The 12,573-nt window shown below is 68.3% G+C and carries 10 protein-coding genes; 4 read left to right on the plus strand and 6 right to left on the minus strand.

What is annotated here, in order from left to right:
- Window positions 1-10: 10 nt before the first annotated feature.
- Entirely contained in the window at window positions 11-922 is a 912-nt protein-coding gene (locus ACVK00_RS11895; protein ID WP_228905642.1) for a M48 family metallopeptidase, read from the plus strand.
- A gap of 108 nt (window positions 923-1,030) precedes the next feature.
- On the opposite strand, the gene gloA is transcribed toward ACVK00_RS11895, so the two are convergent.
- Complete coding sequence (gene gloA, locus ACVK00_RS11900) at window positions 1,031-1,420, minus strand: lactoylglutathione lyase (RefSeq protein WP_006751482.1); 390 nt, start codon at window positions 1,418-1,420, stop codon at window positions 1,031-1,033.
- Between the two features lie 363 nt (window positions 1,421-1,783).
- Between gloA and ACVK00_RS11905 the strand changes: the two genes are divergently transcribed.
- Window positions 1,784-2,719, plus strand: a complete 936-nt coding sequence (locus ACVK00_RS11905) for a DMT family transporter (RefSeq protein WP_105785010.1) — start codon at window positions 1,784-1,786, stop codon at window positions 2,717-2,719.
- Between the two features lie 155 nt (window positions 2,720-2,874).
- Here ACVK00_RS11905 and rsmA read toward each other — a convergent pair whose 3' ends face one another.
- From rsmA to ACVK00_RS11925, 4 genes are read right to left on the minus strand one after another with little or no spacing between them, the layout of a single operon-like run.
- Window positions 2,875-3,705 (minus strand): 16S rRNA (adenine(1518)-N(6)/adenine(1519)-N(6))-dimethyltransferase RsmA, encoded by an 831-nt coding sequence (rsmA, locus tag ACVK00_RS11910; RefSeq protein WP_284894716.1) that lies wholly within the window; start codon window positions 3,703-3,705, stop codon window positions 2,875-2,877.
- Between the two features lie 55 nt (window positions 3,706-3,760).
- Window positions 3,761-4,750 (minus strand): 4-hydroxythreonine-4-phosphate dehydrogenase PdxA, encoded by a 990-nt coding sequence (gene pdxA / locus ACVK00_RS11915; RefSeq protein ID WP_284894715.1) that lies wholly within the window; start codon window positions 4,748-4,750, stop codon window positions 3,761-3,763.
- A gap of 11 nt (window positions 4,751-4,761) precedes the next feature.
- Window positions 4,762-6,120: a peptidylprolyl isomerase gene (locus ACVK00_RS11920; RefSeq protein ID WP_228905648.1), complete on the minus strand. Its 1,359-nt coding sequence runs from the start codon at window positions 6,118-6,120 to the stop codon at window positions 4,762-4,764.
- Between the two features lie 51 nt (window positions 6,121-6,171).
- Entirely contained in the window at window positions 6,172-8,532 is a 2,361-nt protein-coding gene (locus ACVK00_RS11925; RefSeq protein WP_284894714.1) for an LPS-assembly protein LptD, read from the minus strand.
- 225 nt (window positions 8,533-8,757) lie between these two features.
- Between ACVK00_RS11925 and ACVK00_RS11930 the strand changes: the two genes are divergently transcribed.
- Together ACVK00_RS11930 and murU are read left to right on the plus strand one after the other, a co-directional pair.
- On the plus strand, window positions 8,758-9,807 hold the full coding sequence (locus ACVK00_RS11930) for an aminoglycoside phosphotransferase family protein (RefSeq protein WP_284894713.1): 1,050 nt from the start codon (window positions 8,758-8,760) through the stop codon (window positions 9,805-9,807).
- Between the two features lie 25 nt (window positions 9,808-9,832).
- On the plus strand, window positions 9,833-10,552 hold the full coding sequence (gene murU / locus ACVK00_RS11935; protein ID WP_284894712.1) for an N-acetylmuramate alpha-1-phosphate uridylyltransferase MurU: 720 nt from the start codon (window positions 9,833-9,835) through the stop codon (window positions 10,550-10,552).
- A gap of 104 nt (window positions 10,553-10,656) precedes the next feature.
- Here murU and ACVK00_RS11940 read toward each other — a convergent pair whose 3' ends face one another.
- Window positions 10,657-12,528 (minus strand): ABCB family ABC transporter ATP-binding protein/permease, encoded by a 1,872-nt coding sequence (locus ACVK00_RS11940; RefSeq protein ID WP_284894711.1) that lies wholly within the window; start codon window positions 12,526-12,528, stop codon window positions 10,657-10,659.
- Between the last annotated feature and the right edge of the window lie 45 nt (window positions 12,529-12,573).

Consider the following 12,573-nt stretch of genomic DNA (forward strand, 5'->3'; position numbering starts at 1 on the left):
AAGCGAACTGATGAAAAAGCGTCCGCGGCCACGGCCTGCCGTCGTGGCCCTCGATCATCGCCAGATGGACCTGCCGCTCTTCGACGGGCCGGCAGCAGCCGCGCCGGCAGCGTCGGCGCCCGCCGCGCCGCCCACGCCACCTGAAGCGGCTGCGGCGCCCGCGGTGCCCACCGCGCCGCTCGATCCAGGCCCTCCGCGCGATCGCTCCCGCATCCGTACGTTCGCACTCGACAGCCGCGTGCTCGAATACCGGCTCAAGCGCTCCGCGCGCCGCACGATCGGCTTCACGATCGACGGCAGCGGCCTGTCGATCACCGCGCCGCGCTGGGTCACGCTCGCCGACATCGAAGCGGCGATCGCCGAGAAGCAGCGCTGGATCTTCGCGAAGCTCGCGGAGTGGAAGACCCGCACCGAGCAGCGCGCGCTGCCGCAAATCGACTGGCGCGACGGCGCGCAACTCCCGTATCTCGGCAAGACGATCACGATCGCGCTCGGCGCGGGCGCCGTCGCATTCGACGCCGACGCGCTGCGGCTGTCGCTGCCGCTGCCCGTGCAGGCGGACATGCAGCAGATCAAGGATCGCGTGCAGGGCTGGCTGCAGGGCGAAGCGAAGCGGATCTTCGGCGAACGTCTGGTGGTCTACGCGGAAAAGCTCGGCGTCACGTATTCGATGTACGCGCTATCGTCGGCCGCGACGCGCTGGGGCAGCTGCTCGAGCGACGGCAAGATCCGGCTGAACTGGCGGCTGATCCATTTCCCGATGTCGATCGTCGACTACGTCGTCGCGCACGAGCTGTCGCACCTGCGCGAAATGAACCACAGCCCGGCCTTCTGGCAGACCGTCGAATCGATCTTCCCGGAATTCCGCGAAGCACGGCACACGCTCAAGCATCACCCGCCCGAACTGCTGCCGTCGCTGTAACGCGATCAGTCGCACCCACAATGCAAACGGGCGATGCGGATTCCTCCGCATCGCCCGTTTGCGTTGCCCGCGACGCCCATCGTGCGCCGCGAGCCGCTCATCCCGCGCTCAATGCGCTTTCTTCTGGATGAACTCGATCTTGTAGCCGTCCGGATCCTCGACGAATGCGATCACGGTCGTGCCGTGCTTCATCGGGCCCGCTTCGCGGGTCACCTTGCCGCCTTGCGCCTTGATTTTGTCGCAGGCCGCGTACGCGTCGTCGACTTCCAGCGCCAGGTGGCCGAAGCCGTTGCCGAGATCGTAGGACGGCGTATCCCAGTTATGGGTCAGCTCGATCACGGTGCCCGTGCTTTCCGCTTCATAGCCGACGAACGCGAGCGTGAACTTGCCTTCCGGATAATCCTCGCGACGCAGCAGCTTCATGCCGAGCAATTCGGTGTAGAACTTGATCGAGCGGTCGAGATCGCCGACTCGCAGCATCGTATGCAGCAAACGCATTGTTGTACTCCTGTGGGGACTTTCCAGAGCCGGAAATTCTACCGGAGTCACGTGAATCTCGCCGCCGGCGCCCCGTCTGCCGCCGACTGATACCGCGCATCCGCGCAATGGGCCCGACGCCCGTGCGCCGGTGGAAGCCACCCCGTTCGACGATTCCCGCCCTCCCGGCCGATCGGGTAACATCCTCCCACTTCGCACCAGAAGCGGGCATGCCGGCCGCCGCCGGAACGCGACCACCACCCATTCAGCCACACTGCCTGCCGTGCGAAACCGCCGATTCGGGCGTGCCGGACACGCCGTCCGTCCGCCGCTGCCCCTGCCAATGTCCGTGCCCCTTCCCCGCCGCATCGGCGAGGTCCGCCGATGACCGCGCTTGCCGGCTCGCCCGTGCGCCGCGCGCTCGACACGCGCGCCATCGGCGTGATGCTGCTGCTGTGCGCGATCTGGGGCTTCCAGCAGGTCGCGATCAAGAGTACGAACGCGGCGATCCCGCCGATGTTCCAGGCCGGGCTGCGCTCGGTGATCGCCGCGCTCCTGCTGTGGGGGTGGGCGCACTCGCGCGGCACGCCGCTGTTCCGCGCGGACGGCACGCTCGGCGCGGGCATCGCCGCCGGCGCGCTGTTCGCCGGCGAGTTCATCTGCGTGTTCTTCGGGCTGACGCTGACGAGCGCATCGCACATGGCGATCTTCCTGTACACGGCGCCGTGCTTCACGGCGCTCGGCCTGCACCTGTTCACGCCGGGCGAGCGGCTGCAGCGCGTCCAGTGGGCCGGCGTCGGCCTCGCGTTCGCCGGCATCGCGCTCGCGTTCGCGGACGGCTTCCTCAAGCCGCGCGCGCCCGGCGCATCGGTCCTGGCCGGGCTCGCCGGCGACGCCCTCGGGATCCTCGGCGGCGCGATGTGGGCCGCGACGACGGTCGTCGTGCGCTCGACGTCGCTCGCGCGGGCCAGCGCGAGCAAGACGCTGTTCTACCAGCTCGCGGTCTCGGCCGTCGTGCTGGTGGCGCTCGCCGCGCTGCTCGGCCAGATGTCGTTCGCGCAGGTCACGCCGGTCGCGCTCGCGAGCCTCGCTTACCAGTCGGTGATCGTCGCGTTCGTCAGCTATCTGTCGTGGTTCTGGCTGCTGACGCGCTACAGCGCGTCGCGGCTGTCCGTATTCACGTTCCTGTCGCCGCTGTTCGGCGTCGCATTCGGCGTGCTGCTGCTCGGCGAATCGGTCGGCTGGCGCTTCATGTCGGCCGCCGCGCTGGTGCTGACCGGGATCGCGCTCGTCAACGCGCCGCCGCGCCGGCGCGCGTAACACGGCGCGGCCGCGGTCCGTCATCAACGAAAGCGACGAAATCAACGAAAACGGATCGGGAAAATAAAAAGGCTGCCCGTCAGGACAGCCTCATGAAACTCGAGCCGGCGCGCGCGTTGCCCGGGAGTTGCCCCGGACTTGCCCGAGAGTTGCCGTTACTCCGCGCCCTTGCGCACGGCCGCCAGCGCCTGCGCGACACCGACATATTCGGCCACGCTCACATCCTCCGCGCGTCGCGCGAGATCGAAGCCGAGCCCGTCGAAATCGATCGTCTCGCGGTAGTCGCCGAGCGTATTGCGCAGCATCTTGCGGCGCTGCGAGAACGCGGCCGTGACGACTTCGCCGAGCAGCACCGGATCGACTTCCGGCAGCTCGTGCGGTTCGTACGGAATCATCCGGACGATCGCCGAATCGACCTTCGGCGGCGGCTGGAACGATTCCGGCGGCACGTCGAGCATCTTCTCCATCACGTAGCGATACTGCAGCATCACCGACAGCCGCGAGAACGCCTTCGTGCCCGGCTCCGCGACCATCCGTTCGACGACTTCGTTCTGCAGCATGAAATGCTGGTCGATGACCGCATCGGCGAACGTCATCAGGTGAAACAGCAGCGGGCTGGAAATGTTGTACGGCAGGTTGCCGACGATCCGCAGCGACGGCTTGTCGCCGGGTGCCGCGAGCGAGCGGAAGTCGAACGCGAGCGCGTCGCCCGCGTGCAGCTCCAGCAGCGGGCCGAAGCGCTGCTGCAGGCGACCGATCAGGTCGCGGTCGAGTTCGACCGCATGCAGCGGCGACTCGGGCGTCGCGAGTCGCGCAATCAGCGGCTCGGTCAGCGCGCCAAGCCCTGGGCCGATCTCGACCATTCGCTGGCCGCGCGCGGGGCCGATCGTCGTGACGATCGAGTCGATCACGCCGTGATCGACGAGGAAGTTCTGCCCGAAGCGCTTGCGCGCGAAGTGGCCTTGGTGCTGTCTGCTGTTCGACATCGACTGAGAAAAACGAAAAATACGACGAGTTAGGTCAGGCCTGCGCCTGTGTGCGTCACGACGCGCGGCGATGGCGCGCCATCGCGACGGCCGTGTCGAGGGCGGCGACCATGCTGCCCGGATCCGCGCGGCCCGTGCCGGCCAGATCCAGTGCGGTGCCGTGATCGACCGACGTGCGGATGATCGGCAACCCGAGCGTGACGTTGATGCCCTCGCCGAACGTCGCATACTTCAGCACGGGCAAGCCCTGATCGTGGAACATCGCGAGCACGCAATCGGCGCCCTCGAGATGGCGCGGCTGGAACAGCGTGTCGGCCGGATACGGGCCGCGCGCGTCGATGCCCTGCCCTTGCGCGCGTGCGAGCGCCGGAGAGATCACGTCGATCTCCTCACGCCCGAGATAGCCGTTCTCGCCCGCGTGCGGGTTGAGCCCCGTCACGAGGATGCGCGGCGCCGCGAGACCGAAGTCGCGCCGCAGGTCGCGATCGACGATCGCCAGCGTCTCGACGAGCCCGTCGATCGTCAGCGCGGCCGACACGTCCTTCAGCGGCAGGTGCGTGGTCGCGAGCGCGACGCGCAGCGGCCGCTCGCCCGTGCCCGCCAGCATCATCACGACGCGCGGCGTGTGCGTGCGCTCCGCCAGGTATTCGGTATGGCCGGTAAACGGCACGCCGGCATCGTTGATCGTGCTCTTCTGCAGCGGTGCGGTGACGATCGCGTCGAACCGACCCGCCAGCGCGCCGTCGATCGCGGCATCGAGCAGTCCGAGCACGTAGCGGCCGTTGGCCGCGTCGAGCTTGCCCGCCTGCGCGGGCGCGGCGAGCGGATGATGCTCGACCGACACCGGCCCGCCGCCGCCGAGCAGCGCCCGGTCGGCCCCGACGGCCGCCGCGCGCGCGTCGAGCAGCGCGGCGTCTCCTAGCACGGTGAAATGCGCGCCGGGCCAGCGCCGGGCGGCATCCTGCAACGCCTGCACGGTCAGCTCCGGGCCGACACCCGCGGGTTCGCCGGTCGTGATCGCGATCTGCAGCGCGGATGCCGTCATGTGAAGCTCGCTCAGTTCGCCGGGCCGACGCCGCCGATCTTGTACTGCACGTAGGACGAATCGCGCAGCTCGCGCAGCCAGTCGGCATACGCCTGCTCGGCCTTGCGCTGGCCGATCGCCTGGCGTGCGATATCCATCTGCTGCTGCACCGAGCCTTCCGCCTCGCGGCGATCGATCACCTGGATCAGGTGATAACCGTACTCGCTACGCACCGGCTGGCTGATCTGGCCGTCCTGCAGGTTGTTCATCGCGCGCTCGAATTCCGGCACGGTCTCGCCCGGGCTGATCCAGCCGAGATCGCCGCCCTGCGACGCCGAACCGTCCTGCGAGTAGGTGCGCGCGAACTTCGCGAAATCGCCGCCGGCCTCGACCTGCCGGCGAATGTCCTGCAGCTGCTGACGGGCCTGGCCTTCCGACTTGCCCTCGCCGACGCGCAACAGGATGTGGCGCACGTGCGTCTGGACGATCTTCGGTGCCGCGGCGCTCGCGCCCTGGCTTTGGCGGCGGTCGACGAGACGCACGATCTCGAAGCCGTCCGGCACGCGGATCAGCGTCGGGTTGACCTGGCCCGGGCGCAGCTTCGATGCGGCGTCAACGACTTCGGGCGGCAGCGCACCCGGCGCCTTGAAGCCGAGGTCGCCGCCCTTCTTCGCGTCGTTCGCTTCCGAATTGTTCTTCGCGAGCTTCTCGAAATCGGCGCCCGACGTGGCCTGCTGCAGCAGCGCTTCGGCCTTCTTCTGTGCGACTTCGATCTCGTTCTGCGGCGCGTTGGTCGGCGCCTTGATGAAGATGTGCTGGAAGCGCAGGTCCTGCTGCTGCGACGCGCTCGGCCCGCGCTGGCTCGCGATGTAGTTCACGACCTCGGCGTCCGACACGGTGATCTTGCCGTCGACCTCGCGCTCGCGCAGCTTCGACAGCATCAACTCGGTGCGGGCGTCGCTCGTGAACACGCTCCAGGGCACGCCTTGCGCCTCGAGACGCGCGCGATACTGTTCGAGCGTCATCCCGTTCGCCTGCGCGAGGCGCTGCAGCGTGGACTGCACGGTCGCATCGTCGATACGGATCCCGTCGTCCTTGGCCTTCTGCACCTGGATGCGTTCGAGGACCATCTGATTCAGCACCTGCGCACGCAACTGGTCGGCCGGCGGCACGGGTGCGTTCTGCTGCTGCAGCCGGCGCGCGATCAGGCCGACGCGCTGGTCGAGTTCGCGACCCGTGATCACGTCGTTGTTGACGACCGCGACGACTTCGTCGGCGAGCTGCGCGCCTCGCGAACCAAGCGCCTGCGCCGCGGCCGGCGCGGCGGCGAGCAGCGCGGCGGACGCGGCGAGGCTGGACACGACTGCCGCGAAACGAAGGGTTTTCTTCATTGCCACTGATACTCCATTGAAATCGTGCTGACCGGTGCAGACAAGCCGGCGTTACTCGTAGTTACTGAAGCGGGACATCGGCGGCGGCGCGGACGGCAGCGGCGTATAGCCCGGCACCCCGGCGCGGAATGCCGCCACCAGACCGTTGTCGATGCTCGACAGCCCCTTCAACGTCAGCTGCATCATGAATCGCGTCGACGAGTTCTGCTGCCCCGACGAGTTCACGCCGTTCGCGAACCGCTGGGCACCGACGCCGAGCGCCCAGCAATCCGCGTCGTATTGTAAGCCGAGCAGACCGTCGACGACCCGGTTGGCGGCCAGGTCGTAGTTGAAGCGGCCGACCGCGTACAGGCGACGCGTGAGCGGCCATTGCGCGGACACCAGGAACTGGTTGATCGGCTGGTTGTCGAGCGTCGTGTTCGCCCGCGTATAGCGGTAGCCGACGTTGACCACGCGGCGCTCGCCCGGGCTGTAACCGAAACCGATGCTCGACTTCACGAGCTGGTTGTTGTTCTGGTTGTACTGGAACGCCGTTTCCGACATGAAGCCGGAGCCGAGCTTCAGCGCGGCCCCGACGATCAGGTCCGAGTGGCGCGCCTGCACGGCGGACTGCCCCGAGTTCAGCGTCACGCGCTGATCGGCGAAGTAGTACTGCTGCGCGATCACGAAGCGCGCGCGTTCGTCGCCGGTGCGCGGATCGATGAAGCGCGACGTGAGGCCGGCCGTGATCCGGTTCGCGTCCGCGATCCGGTCGTTGCCGACGAACGTGTTCGGCTGGTAGATCTCCGCGAGGCCGAAGTCCGATTCCGCGGTGTCGAACAGCGGCGCGTTCGACTGGTCGCGATACGGCGTGTACACGTAGTACAGGCGCGGCTCGAGGGTCTGGATGAAGTCCTGGCCGAACAGGCGCACCGAGCGGTCGAAGATCAGGCCCGTGTCGAAGCTCACGGTCGGGATCGACTCGGTGAAGCGCTTCGGGCTGTTCGGCGTGCTCGACGACAGGTGGTTCAGGTCGTACGACGCGAAGTGGTACTGGACCTTCGGCACGACGAAGTAGCCGGGGCCGTACACGCCGTACGCGATGTACGGGTTGAAGACGATCCGGTCGCCTTCGGTCGCATCGGCGGTCGTGATGCGGAACCGCGAATAGTCGGCTTCCGCGCCGAAGTCGAAGCCGCCGACATTGTACTTCGTGTACTTCACGTTCAACTGCGGCTCGCGACTGTACGGCGCGATCGACGGCGGCAGCGTCTGCCAGTGCTGGTAGCGCGCGAGCACCGACCACGGGCCGTTGTTGTACGTGAGCCCGGCTTCCTGCTGGTACAGCGTCTGCGTCCCGTTGATGAACTCGTTCGTCGACCCGAGATCTTCCGGATACGTGTTGTCCGAGACCTTGTTGAAGTAGACGTAGCCGCCGAAACCGCCGCCGAAGTTCTGCTGGTGCTGCCAGTAGATCGCGTAGCGGTTGCGGTGCGCGAGCCGGTCATCCGGCAGGTAATTGGCCGTCAGCGTGCCCGAATACGTCGGCGACAGGTAGCGGAACGTCGCTTCGGTCTGCACGCCGCGCCGCGAGATGATGCGCGGCGTGATCGTCAGGTCGCGGTTCGGCGCGATGTTGAAGTAGTACGGCAGCGTCAGCTCGAACCCGTTGTTCGAGTTCATCGAGAACGTCGGCGGCAGCAGGCCGCTGCGCCGCTCGCCCGACAGCGGGAACGTCAACCACGGGCTCGCGAAGATCGGCACGCCCTGGAAGAACAGCACGCCGTTGCGCACGGTGCCTTCGTCGGCACCCGTATCGAAGTCGAAGCGGCTGCCCTTGATGTACCACGCGGGGTTCGTCGAGCACTGGCACGCGGTGTAGGTGCCATTGACGAACACCGAGCGCTCGCTGTCGAGCAGGTCGACGCGCTCCGCGCTGCCGGACCCGCCCGTCACGTTGAAGTGATACTTCGGCGCCGTCATGACGCCCTGGTTCGCCTCGACCTTCAGATGCGCTTCGGGGCCCGCGAACGACGTGCCGCCGTTGATCACCCGGACCTGGCCGTACGCATCGGCCATGTCGGTATCCTGATCGTAGTGGAGCGCGTCGGCCTTCACGACGGCGTCGCCGCGGCGCAGCTCGGCCGAGCCCTTCGCGGCCAGGTCCTGCTCGGCCGTGCCGCTCGTATGGTCGGCAATCACGAAGGCGGCCGGCTTCGCGCCGTCCTTCAGCGGATGATCCTCGAGCTGCGGGGCGAGACGCAGATCCCACGGCGAGTCGAGCGGCTGCGGCTGCGCGGCCGCGCCCGACAGCTGCGCGTACGACACGGCCGGCACGAGGCCCGGCACGGCCAGGAGCGCGAGCGCGAGCCGCCGTTTGCGCGGCGCCCCGTCACCGGGGAAAACATTCGGGAATAGCGGTTTGGGCGGCATCTATCGTTTGGCGAATCGCCCCTTGTCAACCGCACCTGCGGCACATTCATTCGCGCGCGGCGGGCCACGCCGTCGCACCGCGACTGCGGCTGAGCGCAAACCGGGGAGGCGATCGGGCGGACGGCGCGACAGGCGGCGGGCCTGCGCGGCGCAAGCTGACGCGGGGCGCGTCAAAAAAGTCGTGGGGTATTATATGGCAAGACGTTCCCCCCTCCGCCGAGTTTCATGACGCCCCCATCCGCCGCATCCCAGCCCGACGCCCGCCTCGAAGCACTGACCGCGTGGCTGCGCCCGCTCGCCGAGCGCTTCGCCCTCGACCTGTCGACCCTCGCACCCGCGTCGTCGGACGCCAGTTTCCGCCGTTATTTCCGTGTCGCGTCGGCCACGCGCCCCGGCGGCTCGCTGATCGCGGTCGACGCGCCGCCGCCCGAGAAGTGCCGTGAATTCGTCCAGGTCGCGCAGCTGCTCGCCGCGGCCGGCGACCACGTGCCGGACGTGCTGGCCCACGATTTCGACGCGGGCTTCATGCTCGTGACCGACCTCGGCGGCACGTCGTACATCGCGGTGCTCGATCCGGCCGATCCGGTCGCGGCACGCCCGCTGATGCGCGACGCGCTCGATGCGCTGATCCGCTTCCAGCTGACGTCGCGGCCGGACGTGCTGCCGCCGTTCGACGAGGCGTTCCTGCGCCGCGAGATGGAGCTGCTGCCCGAATGGTTCGTCGGCCGGCACCTCGGCAGGCCCGTCACCGACGCGATGCGCGGCACGCTCGATCGCACCTTCGCGCTGCTGGTCGCGAGCGCCCATGCGCAGCCGCAGGGCTTCATGCTGCGCGATTTCATGCCGCGCAACCTGATGGTCTGCGAGCCGAACCCGGGCGTGCTCGACTTCCAGGACGCCGTGTACGGGCCGCTGACGTACGACGTCGTGTCGCTGCTGCGCGACGCGTTCATCAGCTGGGACGAGGAGTTCGAGCTCGACTGCTTCGCGTACTACTGGGAACGGGCGAAGAAGGCCGGTCTGCCGGTCGATCCGGACTTCGGCGAGTTCTACCGTCAGCTCGAATGGATGGGGCTGCAGCGCCACATCAAGATCCTCGGCCTGTTCGCGCGCATCAACTACCGCGACGGCAAGCCGCACTACCTGAACGACCTGCCGCGCTTCGTCGCCTATGCGCGCAAGGTCGCGCTGCGCTACCGCCCGCTCGTGCCGTTCGCGAAGCTGCTCGACGAGTTCGAGGGCAAGGGCGCGGCCGACGTCGGCTATACGTTCTGACCGCTCTCTCATTCAGCCGAACAACATGAGCACTACCCTCACCACGGCGATGATCTTCGCCGCCGGGCGCGGCGACCGGATGCGCCCACTGACCGACGCCCGCCCGAAGCCGCTGCTCGAAGCCGGCGGCAAGCCGCTGATCGTCTGGCAGATCGAAGCACTCGCCCGCGCGGGCATCGAGACGATCGTGATCAACCACGCGTGGCTCGGCGAACAGTTCGAGGCGACGCTCGGCGACGGCTCCCGCTGGGGCGTGCGGCTCGCGTATTCGGCCGAAGGCGAAGCGCTGGAAACCGCCGGCGGCATCGCGCAGGCGCTGCCGCTGCTCGAGCGCGACGGCCGGCCCACGGTGTTCGCGGCGGTCGCGGGCGACGTGTACTGCGCGTTCGACTACCGGACGCTCGCCGCCCGCGCGGCTCAAATGGCCGCGCTCGACACGCCCGCGATGCATCTCGTGATGGTGCCGAACCCGCCGTTCCATCCGGCCGGCGATTTCGTGCTCCGCGACGACGGCCGGCTCGCGCTCGCCGGCGCCCCACGCGTCACGTTCGGCAGCATCGGCGTGTACGACACGCGGATGTTCCGCGACATCGTGCCCGGCGCGCACCGGGCGCTGTCGCCCTACTTCAGGGCGACCATCGAGGCCGGCCGCGCGACCGGCGAATTGTATGAAGGTATCTGGGACAACGTCGGCACGCCCGCGCAGCTCGGCGAACTCGACGCGCGGCTGCGCGCCGCGGGCTGATCGTTTCGCGGCCGACCGCCGGGCCATCCGGCGGTGACCGCGCAACGCCGCCCGATACCGGAGCGCCGGCAAACCACCCGCTCGCGCCGCGCGGGCAGTCACGCTCACGCGGCCTCGGCCGCCTCTCCGCCCGCCGCCGCGCGCTGTTGCTGCAGCGCCCACATCTGCGCATACAGTCCGTCCGCGCGCACGAGCTCGTCGTGGGTGCCGCGCTCGACGATCCGCCCGTGGTCCATCACGAGAATCTGCTGCGCATGCACGACCGTCGACAGCCGGTGCGCGATCACGAGCGTCGTGCGGTGTCGCGCGATCTGCTCGAGCTCGTGCTGGATCGCGCGCTCCGAGCGTGAATCGAGCGCCGACGTCGCCTCGTCGAACAACAGCACCGGCGGATCCTTCAGCAGCGTGCGCGCGATCGCGACGCGCTGCTTCTCGCCGCCCGACAGCTTCAGCCCGCGCTCGCCGACCGGCGTGTCATAGCCCTTCGGCAAGCTCTCGATGAAGTCGTGGATGTGCGCGGCGCGCGCGGCCGCGATCACTTCGTCGCGGCTCGCGGTCGGCCGGCCGTACGCGATGTTGTAGTAGATCGAATCGTTGAACAGCACGGTGTCCTGCGGCACGATCCCGATCGACGCGCGCAGCGAGTCCTGCGTGACGTCGCGGATGTCCTGGCCGTCGATCCGGATCGCGCCGCCCGCCTGCCGGTCGAGATCGTAGAAGCGGAACAGCAGGCGCGACAGTGTCGACTTGCCGGAACCGCTGTGACCGACCACCGCCGTCGTCGTGCCCGCGTCGATCGTAAACGTCACGTCGTGCAGGATCTGCCGCGACGCTTCGTACGAGAAGTTCACGTGCTCGAAGCGCACCTGTGCGCCGGCCACCGCGAGCGGCCGCGCGTCGGGCGCATCCGGGACTTCCTTCGCGGCCGACAGCAGCCCGAACATCCGGTCCATGTCGGTGAGGCTCTGCTTCAGTTCGCGATACACGACGCCGAGAAAATTCAGCGGAATGTACAACTGCAGCATGAACGTGTTGATCAGCACGAGATCGCCGAGCGTCAGCTTGCCCGCCAGCACGCCCTGCGTCGCGCGCCACAGGATGAACACGAGCCCGGTGCCGATGATCGCCTGCTGGCCGAAGTTCAGCACCGACAGCGAGTTCTGCGAGCGGATCGCGGCCTTGCGGTAGCGCTTCAGGTTCTCGTCGTAGCGCTGCGCCTCCCACTCCTCGTTGCCGAAGTACTTCACCGTCTCGTAGTTGATCAGCGAATCGATCGCCCGCGAATTCGCGCGCGAATCGAGCTCGTTCATCGTGCGGCGAAAGTGCGTGCGCCAGTTGGTGACCTTCACGGTGAACACGATGTACGTGACGAGCGCCGCGAACGTCACGTACGCGTAGTACGCCTCGTACTTGACCACGAAGAAGCCGAGCACGAGCCCGACCTCGACGAGCGTCGGCAGGATGCTGTACAGCGAATAGGAAATCAGCTGCTGGATGCCGCGCGTGCCGCGCTCGATGTCGCGCGACATGCCGCCCGTCTGGCGTTCGAGATGGAAGCGCAGCGACAGCCCGTGCAGATGCCGGAACACCTGCAGCGCGAGCTGGCGCACCGCGCTCTCGGTGACCTTCGAGAACAGGATCTCGCGCAGCTCGGTGAAGAGCGACGTCGACAGCCGCACGAACGCATACGCGACCACCAGCAGGCCGACGCCGCCCGCGAGCACGATGCCGGCCGACTGCTCGGCGCGGCCGAGCGCGGTGAGCTGCTGCACGGCGGACAGGTGATCGACGATGCGCTTCATCACGACCGGCACGCCGAGGTTCGCGACCTTCGCGCCGACCAGGCAGCCAAGCGCGAGCGCGACGCGCCATTTGTAGGTGGCCAGGTACGGCAGCAGCGACCGGATGGTCTGCCAGTCGTTGCGTGGCCCGGTCGGAGCCGGCGCGGGCTCGCCGGAAGCGGAATATCGGCGCATGGGGGGAAGGATCGGCGGTGCTGCCGGACGCGTGCTGCGGCGGCC

Source organism: Burkholderia sp. PvR073 (assembly GCF_054055695.1).